A 14792-nucleotide genomic window follows, 5' to 3' on the forward strand; every position below is an offset into this window, starting at 1 on the left:
CACCCGGCGAACGCTGGTTCAGTGTTTTTGGAGGATCGACCTCACAAATGGCTGGGAAGAACTGAACACCTGTTCACGAAGGAAGACAAGGGAAATCATGACCCTGCCCGGCCCCAACCGGTGTGTCAGGCGCTCGCGAGCGCCGCCGCGGCGGGCGCCGGCTGCCGACGCCACCACGAGCCGGCGCGCGCCAGCACCAGGCCGGCCAGGATCAGATTGGCCGCAAGCCCGAGCGGAATCCCGGACAGCATGAACGTGATCTGAAGCGCCGCGATGCCGCCGAGCGCGGGCAGCTCGTAGCGGCGAAAGCCGTCGGCGAGGCCGATCCGCACCAGCCATGCCACCGCGATGGCCTGAACCATCATGTCGTACATGAACAAATAGGGCGTCGTCAGCAGCAGCCCGACGGCCAGCGCCGCCGCCTTCAGCGCGTAGCGCACCGGGCTGCGCCACAGCGTCACCAGCACGACCGCAACGGCTGCGGTCAGCACCCATTGGAAGGTCCAGCCGAGCGCTTCCGAGCCGCCGAAATAGCGCACGAGCGAAAACAGGCTCTGCAGCTTCCACCAGGTCGCCTTGCCCTCGGTCAGGAACGCCTGCGAGAACATCGGCAGCCAATGCAAGAAGGCCTGCCAGCTCTCCGGCCCGAAGGCGAGCCATGACAGCAGCGCCAGAACGATGCCGGTGACGCTCGCAGAGACGAAGGCTGTCCAGCGCTGGGTGGCGATCAGCACGATCGGGAAGAGCAGGCCATATTGCGGCTTGTAGGTCAGGAGCCCAAGACAGATCCCCGCCAGCACCGGCCGCACCGGCAGCAGATAGAGCGTGCCGCCGACGAGCGCGGCGGTGAGGCATCCGTTCTGCCCGACCAGCGCGTTCGAGAACAGGGCCGGAAAGCCGGCTGCGAGCAGCAGGCCGAAGCCGCGGCCGACGATCGCGCGCATCGCGAGCGCATAGGGAACAAAGCTGGCATAGACCCAGCCGACGAAGGCGAGCGTGTAGGGAAACTGCGCCAGGAACGCTGCGACGAACAGGAACGGCGGCGGATAGTGCCAGGCAAAGTAGCCCGGGAAATCCTGCCGCAGCAGGTCGAGCTCGACCTGGCGCTGCACGTCCCAGTCCCAGGCCAGCGCCGGATGTCCCTGCAGCGCCAGCTTGCCGGCCGCCCAGACATTAACGAAATCGGTGGGAATGCCGAGACCCGCCTGGTCCCAGATCCAGGTGCCCGACCACAGCCCGGCCGGGAAGAACGAGGCGTTGATGCAGGCGAGCGCGAAGCAGGCCGCGAACAGGCCGAGCGGAACGTCACGACGCTGCGATGGGATCGCGGCGGCATCAGGATTGTCAGCCATCTGGACCTCGCCCCGCGCCTGCATGGGCGCCTCCCGATCGAGACATAGGCGGGGACGCTTGAAGAAGGCTTAAGCGTGGGCGACGGCGCGCGACCGCCGGCGCCGCACCGATTGTTTACGCGCGATCTGTATCGCAGGGGTCCGAATGCAACCAACGGCGGCAGGCCGGGGAGATCCCATGTTCGTTTATCGCGCCCTCATCGCGCTGCTCGTCTGCACCATTTGGCCGGCCGCAAGCCGCGCCCAGGACAAGGGTCCGGTCCGCGTCTCCTCCGACGTGAGCTATGAGTATCTGGCCCGCTGGGACGTCGCCCGGCTGAACACCATCCTCACCGTCGATACGCCGAAATTCGCCGGCGTCCCGGTGACCTACACCCCGGCCCGCAACGCCGTGCGGCTCTATCGCGTCACCTATGCGTCCGTCGTCCCCGAGCGCGGCAACAAGCCGATCACGGCGAGCGGCCTGCTCGCGGTGCCCGAGACCGGCGAGACCAGCCTGCCGATGGTGTCCTATCAGCACGGCACGGTGTACGGAAAGCAGGAGGTGCCATCGTTTCCGGAGCAGTCGCCCGAGACGCAGCTGATGATCGCGCAGTTCGCAGGACAAGGCTATCTGCTGATCGGCGCAGACTATTTCGGAATGGGCATCTCGACCGAGCCGGAAGGCTACATGGTGAAGGCCAGCCATCAGCAGGCCACCTACGACATGCTGCGGGCGAGCCGCGCCGTGCTCGACCAGATGAAGCTGACGAGCGCCAGGCTCGACATCGCCGGCTGGTCGCAAGGCGGCTTCGTGACCATGGCCTTTCTCGAGAAGCTCGAAAGCGCCGGCGTGCAGGTCGCGGCAGCGGCGACGGCGAGCGCGCCGGTCGATGTGTTCGTCGCGCTGAACGGCTTCCTGAACTTCCCGCGCAAGAACGACGCCGCCTGGGTCAATTCGCTGTTCATCCTGTCGGCGTTCGCGTTCGAGAACTATTACAGCGTGCCGGGGCTGGCGCGCTCGGTGATCAGCGACAGCTATTACGACGTCGCCCGCAAGGCCTATGAGCGCGAGCCCTTCAACGTCGCCGACGTCCCGACCGATCTGCACGAGCTGCTCAAGCCCGACTATTTCGATGCGCAGTATTTCGCGGCGTCGGCCTACGGCCGCCTGGTCGCGCAGACGCAAGCCTATCGCTGGATCATCAAGACGCCGGTGCGCAACTATTACGGCGAGACCGACGAGGCGATCTCGACCGGTCTCGGCCGGCTGGCGATGACCTACCAGCAGGCGATCGGGGCCGGCAACAGCAAGGTCGAGGCGGTGTCGACGGGGCCGACCAGCCATCGCGGCACGTTCGCGACCGCCGTCCCGCAGTGGAAGGCCTGGTTCGACAAGCCGTGATGCGCGGCGCTGGAGGCGGTCCGCGGCGCGGCAACCCGTCAACGAAAGACCTGACAAACAGAACGCGCGCCCACCGCGCGCGAAACGGACTGCCGCCGGCACGACTCCAAACAAACGAAAAGCCCGGCTGTAAGCCGGGCCTGTCGTCTCTCTCGATCTTCCGGATCAGATAGGCTGACCGTCGGAAGTCCGTTGCATATCACCCTGGCTCACGCCTGCGGCTGTGGCTCCAGGCCCGGATCGGGCCGCGGCCGCGGCTTGCCGGCCGGCGGCACGGCCGACGCGCGCGGCGTCGACGGCTCGACCGCCGATTCGCGGTTCGGCTTCTTGCCCTTCAGGAGGTCGTTGATCTCCTCGCCGGTCAGCGTCTCGTATTCGAGCAGCGCCTGGGCGATCGCTTCCCAGTCATCGCGCTTCTCGGTGATGATGCGGCGCGCCTCCTGCTCGCCGGCCTCGATCAGGCCGCGAATTTCGGAGTCGATCAGGCGGGCGGTATCGTCGGAGATGTTGGTCGAGCGCGCCACCGAATGACCCAGGAAGACCTCCTGCTCATTGCTCTGGTAGCGCACGCGGCCGAGCTTGTCCGACATGCCCCATTCCATGACCATAGCGCGGGCGAGGTTGGTGGCCTGCTGGATGTCGCCGGTGGCGCCATTGGTCACCTTCTCCGCACCGAACTTCTGCACCTCGGCCTCGCGGCCGCCGAACATCATCGCGAGCTTCGAGACGCACCACTCACGGGTATGCGAGTGACGGTCGGCCTCGGGCAGCGACTGCACCATGCCGAGCGCGCGGCCGCGCGGAATGATGGTGGCCTTGTGGATCGGGTCGTGGCTCGGGACGTTGAGGCCGACGATCGCATGTCCCGCCTCGTGATAGGCGGTCAGCATCTTCTCTTCCTCGGTCATCACCATCGAGCGGCGCTCGGCGCCCATCAGCACCTTGTCCTTGGCCTCCTCGAACTCGGACTGCGTTACCATCCGCTTGTTGCGACGAGCGGCGGTCAGAGCAGCCTCGTTGACGAGGTTCATCAGGTCGGCGCCGGAGAAGCCGGGCGTGCCGCGGGCGATGGTCTTGAGGTTGACGTCCGGCGCCAGCGGCACCTTGCGGACATGAACCTTGAGGATCTGCTCGCGGCCGATGATGTCCGGGTTCGAGACCACGACCTGGCGGTCGAAGCGGCCGGGACGCATCAGGGCAGGATCGAGCACGTCGGGCCGGTTGGTGGCTGCGATCAGGATCACGCCCTCATTGGCCTCGAAGCCGTCCATCTCGACCAGCAACTGATTGAGGGTCTGCTCACGCTCGTCATTGCCGCCGCCGAGACCGGCGCCGCGATGGCGACCGACGGCGTCGATTTCGTCGATGAAGATGATGCAGGGCGCGTTCTTCTTGGCCTGCTCGAACATGTCGCGGACGCGGCTGGCGCCGACGCCGACGAACATCTCGACGAAGTCAGAACCCGAAATGGTGAAGAACGGCACGTTGGCTTCGCCGGCCACCGCACGCGCGATCAGCGTCTTGCCGGTGCCGGGAGGGCCGACCAGCAGCACGCCGCGCGGAATGCGGCCGCCGAGCCGCTGGAATTTGCCGGGATCGCGCAGGAATTCGACGATCTCCTGCAGGTCCTGCTTGGCCTCGTCGACGCCGGCGACGTCCTCGAACGTCACCCGGCCGTGCGCCTCGGTCAGCATCTTGGCGCGCGACTTGCCGAAGCCCATCGCCTTGCCGGCGCCGCCCTGCATCTGCCGGGAGAGGAAGATCCAGACGCCGATCAGCGCGATGAAGGGCAGCCACGACACCAGCAGCGACACGAACCACGGCACGTTGTCGCCGGGCGGCTTGGCCTGGATGTTGACCTTGGCGTCGTACAGGCGCTTCACGAGGTTCGGATCGCTCGGCGCGTAGGTCTGGAACGACGAGCCGTTCTTGAAGGTGCCGTGAATCTCCGGCCCCTGGATCACGACGTCGCGCACATTGCCCTGATCGACCTCGGTCAACAACTGCGAGAAGTTGATGTCGGTCGACGACGCGCGTTGCCCCGGGTTCTGGAAGAGTGTGAACAGCGCCAACAGCAACAGGACAATAATGACCCAAAGGGCGAAATTGCGCAGATTGGCGTTCATCGATTTTCCTTCGTGGTCGCGCGGATCGCGGCCGTTCGTCCTCGGACTCATCCCTGGGTAGCCACGAGGGAATCCCCCGGTCGACCGTCTCGTAATCTAGGTACCACTCGCGGCAATGCCAAGGGAACTAGAAAGGACTATTTATCGCATCCTAGCCCGATTCCCGCTCAAAAAAAGCGCGGGAAACCGCTGCCAGGGCCGGTGGTTAAGGGTCCGCGAAAGCGACGAGCCGCTTCAAGTCGCGCCCGACCGCCGCGGCGGCGCGGGCGTGATGCGGATCGCGCCTCGCGTCATGCTTACCAGTGCACCAGCCAGGGTCTGTTTTAGCCTGCCCGGAGCAGACGTACCGCCATCTGCGTTCCCCGCAAGAGTCCGGTCCAGCCGCGCCAGCAGCGCCTCGGCCTTGCCGAGTTCCACGGGACCTTCAGTGCCAATGCGATTGATGGCGCGCATCAGCAGCCTCAGTTTGATTTCTGCCGGGAGTGCGACAAAGGCGCGCGCCTCGAAGGTCTCGCCGTGATCCGCCTGTCCGGGCCCGGTGCCGGCCGCTCGCAATGCGAGATAGCGTTCGGCGCCATCCGCCATCAATTCGATCGCGGCATTGGCCCGTCCGAGCCGGTCGGCCAGCGTCGCCAGCGTCCGGGCATCACCGCCCTCGGCGGCCAGAGCCGGCATCAGAGCGCGCAGCCGCGGCCGGGTGAAGGCGAAATCTTGATTGGTCGGATCATCTGCGAAGGGGATCCCGGCCGAGCGCAGCGTCGCCACCAGCCTGGCCTTGGCAACGTCGAGCAGAGGCCGCGCCAGCAACAGCCCTTCCCGCTCGCTGAGCGGTGCCATCGCCGCGAGCCCTGCAATGCCGCTGCCACGCAAGAGCCGCATCAGCACGGTCTCGGCCTGGTCGTCACGGGTGTGGGCGGTGACGACGTGTCCGGCGCCCGCCTGCCGCGCCGCGCGCGCCAGCAGGCGGTATCTTGCCAGGCGCGCCGCTTCGGGAATCCCGGTGTCCGGCTTCTCATCGTTCCAGCGCAAGGTCCGATGTTGAATTGCGAGCCGCCGCGCGGTCTCCTTCACCATGCGGGCTTCACGGGCGGAGTCGCGCCGCAGAGCATGGTCGACCGTCACAGCTACAAGGCGCGGCCCCTGCGCAAGCCCCGCGCGCCACCGCGCCGCGAGCCACATCAGAGCCATCGAATCCGGACCGCCCGATACGGCGAGCACCAGCACGGGCGCCGCCGAAAGCGGCGCGAACAAGCGCTCCGCTTCGGCGGCGGAGATCGCAAGATCATCTTCGGTACCGGCCTTCGACATGGCGCCGCAGCCTACCCGCCCCGTCGGTCGTAGGCGAGAGGCCTACCCTCGCCCGGGGGCGTTCAGCACTTCACCCGCTTCTGCTCGCGATCGACCGTCGCCTTCACGCCCGCCGACGCGCGCGGATATTTGCGCGTCACTTCGCCGAACGCGGCGCAGGCCGCCTCCTTCTCCTTCAGCGCGGCCAGCGACTGGCCGAGCCGGAGCAGCGCATCCGCCGCCTTGCCCGACTTCTCGTATTTCGTCGTCACGGCGAGGAAGACCTCGGCGGCATCGCGATATTGCTGACGCTGGTAGAAGCTCTCGCCGAGCCAATATTGCGCGTCGCCGACCATCGGATCGTTCGGATATTTCTGGGTGAAGTTGCGCATCGTCTGCTCGGCCAGCGCGTAGTCGCGGCGCTGCATGTAGCCGATGCCGAGGTCGTATTCGTCGCGCGGCGTCTGCCGCGGCGGCGCGGTCTCCAGTCCGCCAGCGCCCGGAGCGGCGGCCGGCGGCGCACCCTGGGGATAGCGACCGCCCGTGTTGGCGAGAGTCGTGGGATCGCCGGCGGGACGGCCGGCGGCCTGGCCGCCACCCGGCTGGATCGGCAACTGGCCGCCGCCGAGCGCTTGCGGGGCGCCGGGAGCCGTCGGATTCTGGCTCGGATCGAACGCATCGCCGCGGCGGCCCCGGCCAGGGGCCGCGGGCTCCTGGACGATTTGCACCGGCGCGCCGGCCTGCGGCTGCGCATAGCCCGGCTGCTGCTGGGGAGAGGCCTGTTGCGGCTGGCCGTACTGCTGCTGGCCATATTGCTGCTGGCCATAGGCCGGCTGTGGAGGCTGGCCGTAGGCGGGATTGGCCTGCGCCGGCGCGGCCGCGCTCGGCTGCGCCGCGGCGGCGCCGCCGGGCGCTGCGCTCTGCAGTTGCCGCAGCCGCTCCTCGAGCTGGCGATTGCGATATTGCAGCTCCTCGTTCTGACCGGTCAGTTGCCGGAGCTGGTTTTCGAGCCGCTGGATCCGGATCTCGGGATCATCGTCGGTCTGGGCGAGCGCCCGCGACGAAAATGCCTGGCACGAGAAAACGACGAGCGCTGCGAGGATCGCGGCGGCGCTCCGTGGAAGAAACATGAATGACATGCTGCCCTGACGACCGGATCGGCGAGACATTGAAAACAGGCCTGTGAGCGAGGCTGTAAAGCAGAAATGCGATAGAGACAAATGACGTTCAAGCGAAGACAAGACCAAGCCCGGACAAGACCCGCCGATCACATACAACGAAGCCGGCGTCGATGGGCGACGCCGGCTTCATCAGCAACGGATTCGTTCAGCTTTATGAACTGGCGTTCAGGACCGTCACCGCACGGCGGTTCTGCGACCAGCACGAGATATCGTTACAAACCGCCACCGGCCGCTCCTTGCCGTAGGAGATCGTTCGCATGCGGCCCTGGTCGATGCCGCGCGACACCAGGAAGTTGCGGACCGACTGCGCGCGCCTCGCGCCCAGTGCGATGTTGTACTCGCGGGTGCCGCGCTCGTCGGCATGGCCCTCGATCGTGAAGGAGTAGCGCGGATAGCTCTGCAGCCACTGCGCCTGCTTCTCCAAGGTCGCGATCGCCTGCGGCGTGAGATCGGTCTGATCGCTCTCGAAGAAGACGCGATCGCCGACATTCACGACGAAGTCCTGCTGGCTGCCTGGAGTCGCAGCGCTGGCCATCGCCCCGTCGGCCCCGGTGAGATTCTTGTTGGCGCATGCGCCCATCGACAGCGCCACGGCGAGCACGGCGGCCAACTTCAATCCCTGGAGGATACGCATCTGATATTTCATTCCCGGAGCCTCCACGCTCACGTTCTTAGACTGCCATCCGGTCTACAGGGCGATGGTTAAGCGAACGTTCCGTCAACCTTGATGGGGTCTTGCCGAACCCCGTCAAATGCTAACGAAACCCGAAAAGCGACCGCGATGGTTAATGGGTTGTAAATGTGGCGCCAGGGTGAAGGCAAGCGGCGCGACGCCTGCAGCAGGGCGCTTTTTCGCTGAATTTTGCATCGGGGCCACGGTGTGAACCGGCCAGACGGCCGAGCTGGCCCCGATATCGGCCGATGATCAGCCGGCCTTCGCGACCGCCTGAATCCTGAACGAATCAGTGAAGGCGTCCGGCGCGGGACGATCGAACAGCATCCGCCGTTCGAACGCGCTCGAGCGCATGAACGGAAAGCGCTGGAACACGCGATCGCGGATCGAAGGGTAGTGCGCCGCCACCAGGCCGACCGGCTTGGTGAGGCCGGAGTAGAGCCGCGGCTCACCCCATGGTTCCTGCAGGAACACCTTCTTGTAGAAGGCGCGATGCTCGGGGCGGACGTTGGCGAGACCGATGTCCGCATTGAAGTGGGCGCAGGCGACGTAGCCGAGCCGGACCGTCACATAGGGAAGCGCCGGAAACAGCCGCGCCTTCTCATGGTCGGCGACGAACCGTGTCGGGTCGATGATGACCTTCCCGCGATCAAGCTCGGGATGCAGCAAGTCGGCGAACATGTCCGAGGACAACGATCGGCGCCATTGCGAGTTCACGACGCTGATGCGGATCGAGCTGTAGAGCTCGCCATTGACGTAGACGCCGAAGATGAAGCTGTTGGGAAGATCGTCATATTCGTCGGTGACGCGTTCGCTGGGCGACGGCAGGATGGCGCCTTCACGCAGATAGGCGCGGTAGCGCAGCCGATAGATCTCGTCCTTGTCCTCAACAGTCAGCGCCAGTCGATAGTCCACGTTCTCCAGCACATCCGACTTCTGTTCAGCAACGGCACTTACTCTAGCCGCCGACTTCATCCGCAACCCCTTCTCACACAACTCCTACGAGCAGTATGAGCTTAACAGCGGGTTAATGCCGACGCAAAGCTTTCGGCGGTACAAAGTTAACGGCTCGCAGAATCCCGGAGGCGCAACCGTGACTTACGGGATTGGACGCTGCACCGGACGGATTGCTTCGGATCACTTGCGTGTCAAATCGAAACGGATTCGCTTGGTAGACGCGTGCAATGTTTCCGAATGGTGCGACGTGGGGTTGTCACATCGCCATTCACGTGCGAGCCACGCTCGTAGAGAGGACCGGCGGGATGCTACGCACAGAGCTCGCCTCCAGCGCCGGTCGATCTTCGCGGCACGTCCGCATCAAGGCGGAGGTCGGGCGATCAAGCGATCGAACGTGTCCCGCCGGCGGCCGCGATCGCCCCGTCGCTCGAACGGCGCCCATGCGAGGCATTCAGGAGCTGTCGGATGCGGATTGCGGGGACGGGCCGGCTGAACAGATAGCCCTGCGCCTCGGTGACCGTGCCGTCGGCGCTGACCAGTTCGAGCTGCTCGTTGGTTTCGATGCCCTCCACCACCACCGACATGCCGAGATCGGCGGACAATCTTGCGACACCGCGCAACAGGGTCAGCGGCCGATCGCTGTCGATGCCTTCGAGGAAAGAGCGATCGATCTTGACCTTCTCCAACGGGAAGTTGTGCAAATAGCTGAGGCTCGAATAGCCGGTGCCGAAATCGTCGAGCGAAATACGGACCCCGAGCATGTGCAGTTGCGACAGCACATCGTGCGTGAGCTGGGTGTTGCGCAACAGCGAGGATTCGGTGATCTCGATTTCGAGCCGATGCGGCGGCAGCCCGGACACCTCGAGCGCGTAGCGGACCTCACTGAGCACGTCGCGCTGATGGAACTGCTGCGGCGAGAAGTTGACGGCGACGCTGACCGCATCCGGCCATTTCATGCATTCCAGGCAGGCCTTGCGCAGGATCCAGCGGCCGAGATCGACGATCAGGCCCATGTCCTCGGCGACGGGAATGATGTCGACCGGCGAGACCGTGCCGCGCACCGGGTGGTTCCAGCGCAGCAGCGCCTCGCAGGTCGAGATCTTGCCGGACTTCAGATTGACCAGCGGCTGATAGAACAGCTCGAACTCCTCGTTCGCCAGCGCCTTGCGCAGATCGAGCTCGAGGATGCGGCGCGCCTCGACCGTCTGGGCGAGTTCGTCGCGGAAGAAGCAGAAGGTGCCCCGTCCCTCGGCCTTGGCGCGGTACAGCGCCATGTCGGCGTTCTTCAGTAGCGTGTCGGCGCTGATCCCCGGCCCAGTCATGGCGATGCCGACGCTGGCGCCGATCTCGACCAGATGATTGTCGATCTTGTAGCGCTCGCTGAGCTGGTCGACGATCCGGCGCGCCAGCATGGCCGCGTCATCGTTGGAGCGGATGTTGCGCTGGAACACCACGAACTCGTCGCCGCCGAAGCGCGCGACGAAGTCTTCCGGACGCAGCATGTCGCGCAGCCGCTCGGAGACCGCGCAGAGCAGTTGATCGCCGCAGGGGTGGCCGAGCGTGTCGTTGACCTGCTTGAAGCGGTCGAGATCGACGAACAGCAGCGCGGACAATTCGCCGTGCCGCTGCGGAATCCTGAGCAGCCGTTCGATCTCGTCGCGGAAGCTGACGCGGTTCGGCAAGGTCGTGAGCTCGTCATAGCGCGCCAGATGCGAGATGCGCGCCTCCGCATGCCGGCGCTCGGTGATGTCCTCGAGCAGGACCACGGCGCCGCCGTCGGCCATCGGCTGGAAGGTCCAGGACAGCGACCGGTCGCGCGCGACGTCGGGATCGCTGGTAATGACGTTATGGGTCTTGGTGTGCTCGATCTCGGCCAGGATCAGCCGGCCGCTCGAAGCGGAGATCGAGCCTGCGATCACGCAGGCGTTGATGATGTCGGCCGCCTTGCCGCCACGCTGCAGGATGTCATCCGGCAGGCTCATCATGTGGCCGAAGCGGTGGTTCATCACGGCCAGACGCCCGTCGGAGCGAAACATGCACAGGCCGTGCGGCATGTTGTTCAGGGCCGTATCGAACTGCTTGGCCAGCGCAGCCTCGCTTTCGCGCGCCACGAAGGCCTGGACGAAGATCCTCTGCAGATTGGTCGAGATATGTTTCAGCGACACGAAGAACAGGACGCAGAACGCCGCCATGCCCAGGTAATAAGGGCTGCCGTGGATCGCGAGAGCCACTGCAAGCGGTCCGCAGGCGAGCAGGATCTGGACATGGAATATCCAAGGCCGCCCGTAGGTCCGGCCGGCGCCCGCCGACATGTAGCAGAGCGTCACCGTGATCGCGATCAGGTGCACCACCGGGTCGCTGTTGTCGACAAGGGCGACTACGCACCACACGCCGAGCACCAGCGCATAGATCATGGCGCCGATCTGGTAGCGAACCTCCCAGCGCTCGACCGCCTCCTGCGTGAGGCGACCGTTGTCGCAGAGGCTCCGATAGTAGCGCATGTCGAGCGAACGGAACGCCCCTGCGATGATCAGCATCGCGGCACACGGCCACAGATTGACGTCGCCGCTCTTGATCGCGGTCATGACGGCGGCGACGGCGGCGCAGAGTGCGCCGGCGAACATCGGGCCGGGATCCTGGAAGAGGGAGTCGACGAGAGCCGCCTGGATCGCAGGCGACAACTTTCGATCGTCTTCTCCATTCTGAGTGGCAAGCTGCATTCGTGCGCACGCGTCCTGTTCGGTGCACAAACATTACCGCTCGCAGGTGAAGTCTTTCTGAGGGAACATCGTTAGCGGAGCGTTTCCGCGCTCGCGAAATGCACGAATTCGCTCGAAAATTCAGAGAACTAGGCAAACACTACCCGGCTACTACAACTAATAGTTCCACCTTTCCACAGAACACGCCTCGCGCGACTCGAAAAATCGCGTCCACCACGACGTGAGCGGGCCCAGAGCCTCGCTCACCGTCACGACAACAGCGGCGACCAGGCCGGATCCGAGGCGAAGCCCGGCGTCGGCACCTTCTGCTCGAAGCGGCCGGAGACGTCGATCGAGTACAGCGACGGACCGGCGGTGCCGCCGGGGTCACGGAAGAACATCAGCACGCGGCCGTTGGGCGAGAAGGTCGGCCCTTCGTTGTGGAAGCCGGCGGTGAGGATGCGCTCGCCCGAGCCGTCCGTCTTCATGATGCCGATCGCGAACTGGCCGCCGCCCTGCTTGGTGAAGGCGATGAAGTCGCCGCGCGGCGACCACACCGGCGTCGAGTAGCTGCCCTCGCCGAACGAGATGCGCTGCGCTGCCCCGCCACTGGAGGACATCACGTAGATCTGCGGCTTGCCGCCGCGATCGGACTCGAAGCAGATCTGGCTGCCGTCCGGCGAGTAGCACGGCGAGGTATCGATCGCCGGCGTGTCGGTCAGCCGCGTGGTCGTGCGCGAGCGCAGGTCCATCACGAACAGGTTGGAGTTGCCGCCCTGCTGCAGGCTCAGGATGATGCGCTGGCCGTCCGGCGAGAAGCGCGGCGAGAACGACATGCCGGGGAAGTTGCCGACGATCTCGCGCTGGCCGGTCTCGATGTTGAACAGATAGACCTTCGGGTCGCCCTGCCCGAACTCCATGTAGGTGATTTCCTGGCTCGACGGCGAGAACCGCGGCGTCAGCACGAGGTCGGCGCCGCGGGTGAGGTAGCGGACGTTGGCGCCGTCCTGGTCCATCAGCGCGAGCCGCTTGACGCGGCGATCCGACGGGCCGCTCTCGTCGACGAACACGACGCGGCTGTCGAAATAGCCCTTCTCGCCGATGATCTGGGAATAGATCTGGTCGGAGATGATATGGGCGATGCGCCGCCAATATTCGGGAGCCGTGACGTATTGCTGGCCGGTGATCTGCTGGCCCGAGTTCGGCTCCCACAGCCGAAACTCGGCCTTCAGCCGCCCGTCAGGCTGGCGCGTGGCACGGCCGGTAACGAGACCGCGCAGTTCGAGCGGCTTCCAGCTGGCAAATTGCGGGGGCGCCTCGAAATTGCTGATGCGTTCGGGAAACGCAGCCGGATCGACCGGAGCGAACAAGCCGCTCCGCCTCAGATTATTCGTGATCACCTGGGAGATGCCATTGCCAACATCGGCATCGCCGGCACCGCCCGGCACGAAGGGTGGGATCGCGATCGGGAGTGGCTTGAACTCGCTGGGCGCAATCTCCAGGCGTTTTTGCTGGGCGAGCGCGGGACCGGCGCCGAGCGCCGCAATCGCGGCGCCGCCGGTTGCCAACAGCTGGCGCCGCGTGAAAGATCCAGTCGTGCGATTGGAAGGTATCGTCAAGTTCGGCCTCGCATCGAATTCATCATCTTGAGATTGAATCGCGTCAGGATCAGCTTCCATTCGTTATAACGATTCTTCGGCAAAAACGAATATGGCTGGCAGTTCTCGACTGCACGTTTCGCGTTTTCCGCCATGGCGAGGCTGACCGCCCGCGTCGGGCCGGTCATGCCGGACACGACCGGCGTTGCGAGCAGGGATCCGTCCGGACGCAACTGAATGTCCAGATCGACCGAGATCTTGTCCTCGTCGACACCATTATAGGGTGCGTTGAAACAGCGGGTCACGGCCTCCTGGAAAGCGCCCTGCCAGCTTGCGACATTGACATCGGCTGTTCCTTGCACGGCGCCCAGCGCCGCATTGGCATTGAGCTCCGCCCCCGTGGCAGCCTGCCGCGTCGGGTCCTTCTGATTGATCAGGCTCGCGATCTTCTCAGAGTCGTATTTGCGCTCGCTCTTGTGCTTGGGCGGCTCCGGCGGCGCGGCGGCCTGCTGCTTCGGCGGCTGCTTCGCCTTGTCCTTGTTGAGCACGCTGGCGATCTGGTCCGGATTGAAGGGATCGGGCTTCTTCTCTTCCGGCTTCGGCTTCTCGGCCGGCGCGGGCTTCGGCGGCTCCGGCTTCTTTTCGGCCACGGGCTTGGGCGTATCCGGCTGCTTCTCGACCGGCTTCGGCGGGTCGGGCTTCTTCTCGACCGGCTTCTCCGGCTTGGGCTGCGGCGTCGGCGCGGCGTCGGTCTCGGTGACCTGCTTGGTGTCAACCTTGCCGACGATGTCCTCGGTCGGCTTCTTCTCGCCGATCTTGTCGGCCAGCAGCTTCTGGGATTCCTTCTTGCCCGTCAGCGCGCCGGCCTTGGCCTTGGACGAGTTGTCCTCCGAGATCACGTCGACGGGCACCAGGTCCTCCGCCGGCACCACCATCGAGCGCGCGGAGAAGCTGAACAGGCCCCAGCACAGCACGAGCACGTGCAGGGCGACGGACAGCACCGTCCCCTTGCGCGTGCGAACGAACCGGATGAGGTCTGCTGACGTCATGAGCCCTGATCCGGCAGCACGACGATGCTGGCGCGATAGCCGGCGTCGCGCGCCAGGCCCAGCACCTTCATCATGTCGGAGTAGCAGGCGTCGCGGTCGCCGCGGATCTTGACGACGTTGTCGGCGCCACCGGCGCCCGCTTCCTTCATCGCCTTGATCTTCGGCCCAAGCTCGTTGATCGCGATCGGCGAGTCGCCGAGATACACGTCCACCTTCGACGCGCAGCCGCCGCCGGTCTTCTTGACGGTGACCTCGAGCGGCGGCTTGGCGTCGGCCGTCGAGGCCGAGCCGCCTTGCGCCTGGGGCAGGTCGACCTGGATGTTGACGGTGAGCAGCGGCGCCGCGACCATGAAGATGATCAGCAGCACCAGCATGACGTCGACCATCGGCGTGACGTTGATCTCCGCCATCACGGCCGCCTTGCGCCGACCGCGGCGACCACCGCCACCGGACGCGCTGCCCATGCTCATGCCCATGCTGTGGTAC

General features: G+C 65.5%; 11 protein-coding genes. 1 reads left to right on the forward strand and 10 read right to left on the reverse strand.

What is annotated here, in order from left to right; all coding sequences use genetic code 11:
• Positions 1 to 125: 125 nt before the first annotated feature.
• Positions 126 to 1352 (reverse strand): glycosyltransferase family 87 protein, encoded by a 1227-nt coding sequence (locus QX051_RS23480; RefSeq protein ID WP_315777756.1) that lies wholly within the window; start codon positions 1350 to 1352, stop codon positions 126 to 128.
• Positions 1353 to 1530: 178 nt separating this feature from the next.
• Here QX051_RS23480 and QX051_RS23485 point away from each other — a divergent pair, with 178 nt between their 5' ends.
• Positions 1531 to 2736, forward strand: a complete 1206-nt coding sequence (locus QX051_RS23485; RefSeq protein WP_315777757.1) for an alpha/beta hydrolase family protein — start codon at positions 1531 to 1533, stop codon at positions 2734 to 2736.
• A gap of 209 nt (positions 2737 to 2945) precedes the next feature.
• On the opposite strand, the gene ftsH is transcribed toward QX051_RS23485, so the two are convergent.
• The 9 genes from ftsH to QX051_RS23530 form a co-directional block, all read right to left on the reverse strand.
• The gene (ftsH, locus tag QX051_RS23490) at positions 2946 to 4862 is read right to left on the reverse strand and encodes an ATP-dependent zinc metalloprotease FtsH (RefSeq protein WP_315777758.1); all 1917 of its coding nucleotides are present in this window, start codon (positions 4860 to 4862) and stop codon (positions 2946 to 2948) included.
• A gap of 234 nt (positions 4863 to 5096) precedes the next feature.
• Positions 5097 to 6170, reverse strand: a complete 1074-nt coding sequence (tilS, locus tag QX051_RS23495) for a tRNA lysidine(34) synthetase TilS (protein ID WP_315777759.1) — start codon at positions 6168 to 6170, stop codon at positions 5097 to 5099.
• A 62-nt stretch (positions 6171 to 6232) separates the two neighbouring features.
• Positions 6233 to 7279, reverse strand: coding sequence for a tol-pal system protein YbgF (gene ybgF, locus QX051_RS23500; RefSeq protein ID WP_315777760.1), 1047 nt, complete (start codon positions 7277 to 7279; stop codon positions 6233 to 6235).
• 202 nt (positions 7280 to 7481) lie between these two features.
• A complete protein-coding gene (gene pal, locus QX051_RS23505) occupies positions 7482 to 7976 on the reverse strand; it encodes a peptidoglycan-associated lipoprotein Pal (RefSeq protein WP_315736319.1) in 495 nt (164 codons plus the stop codon).
• A gap of 279 nt (positions 7977 to 8255) precedes the next feature.
• Positions 8256 to 8978 carry an N-acyl amino acid synthase FeeM domain-containing protein gene (locus tag QX051_RS23510; protein ID WP_315736318.1) on the reverse strand — a complete coding sequence of 241 codons (723 nt, stop codon included), beginning with the start codon at positions 8976 to 8978 and terminating at the stop codon, positions 8256 to 8258.
• 362 nt (positions 8979 to 9340) lie between these two features.
• Positions 9341 to 11680 carry a putative bifunctional diguanylate cyclase/phosphodiesterase gene (locus tag QX051_RS23515; RefSeq protein WP_315736317.1) on the reverse strand — a complete coding sequence of 780 codons (2340 nt, stop codon included), beginning with the start codon at positions 11678 to 11680 and terminating at the stop codon, positions 9341 to 9343.
• A gap of 248 nt (positions 11681 to 11928) precedes the next feature.
• The gene (gene tolB, locus QX051_RS23520) at positions 11929 to 13230 is read right to left on the reverse strand and encodes a Tol-Pal system beta propeller repeat protein TolB (RefSeq protein WP_409998134.1); all 1302 of its coding nucleotides are present in this window, start codon (positions 13228 to 13230) and stop codon (positions 11929 to 11931) included.
• Positions 13231 to 13274: 44 nt separating this feature from the next.
• The gene (locus QX051_RS23525; RefSeq protein WP_315777762.1) at positions 13275 to 14306 is read right to left on the reverse strand and encodes a protein TolA; all 1032 of its coding nucleotides are present in this window, start codon (positions 14304 to 14306) and stop codon (positions 13275 to 13277) included.
• A complete protein-coding gene (locus QX051_RS23530) occupies positions 14303 to 14782 on the reverse strand; it encodes a biopolymer transporter ExbD (RefSeq protein ID WP_315736315.1) in 480 nt (159 codons plus the stop codon). The genes QX051_RS23525 and QX051_RS23530 overlap by 4 nt, the downstream gene beginning before the upstream one ends.
• Positions 14783 to 14792: the final 10 nt, after the last annotated feature.

The organism is Bradyrhizobium sp. SZCCHNR1053 (assembly GCF_032381235.1).
Taxonomy (GTDB): domain Bacteria; phylum Pseudomonadota; class Alphaproteobacteria; order Rhizobiales; family Xanthobacteraceae; genus Bradyrhizobium.

Bases quoted from the DNA above. Each gene is read 5' to 3' on its own strand.
- QX051_RS23480 (WP_315777756.1), bottom strand. From the start codon at position 1,352: ATGGCTGACAATCCTGATGCCGCCGCGATCCCATCGCAGCGTCGTGAC.
- QX051_RS23485 (WP_315777757.1), top strand. From the start codon at position 1,531: ATGTTCGTTTATCGCGCCCTCATCGCGCTGCTCGTCTGCACCATTTGG.
- ftsH (WP_315777758.1), bottom strand. From the start codon at position 4,862: ATGAACGCCAATCTGCGCAATTTCGCCCTTTGGGTCATTATTGTCCTG.
- tilS (WP_315777759.1), bottom strand. From the start codon at position 6,170: ATGTCGAAGGCCGGTACCGAAGATGATCTTGCGATCTCCGCCGCCGAA.
- ybgF (WP_315777760.1), bottom strand. From the start codon at position 7,279: ATGTTTCTTCCACGGAGCGCCGCCGCGATCCTCGCAGCGCTCGTCGTT.
- pal (WP_315736319.1), bottom strand. From the start codon at position 7,976: ATGAAATATCAGATGCGTATCCTCCAGGGATTGAAGTTGGCCGCCGTG.
- QX051_RS23510 (WP_315736318.1), bottom strand. From the start codon at position 8,978: ATGAAGTCGGCGGCTAGAGTAAGTGCCGTTGCTGAACAGAAGTCGGAT.
- QX051_RS23515 (WP_315736317.1), bottom strand. From the start codon at position 11,680: ATGCAGCTTGCCACTCAGAATGGAGAAGACGATCGAAAGTTGTCGCCT.
- QX051_RS23525 (WP_315777762.1), bottom strand. From the start codon at position 14,306: ATGACGTCAGCAGACCTCATCCGGTTCGTTCGCACGCGCAAGGGGACG.
- QX051_RS23530 (WP_315736315.1), bottom strand. From the start codon at position 14,782: ATGGGCATGAGCATGGGCAGCGCGTCCGGTGGCGGTGGTCGCCGCGGT.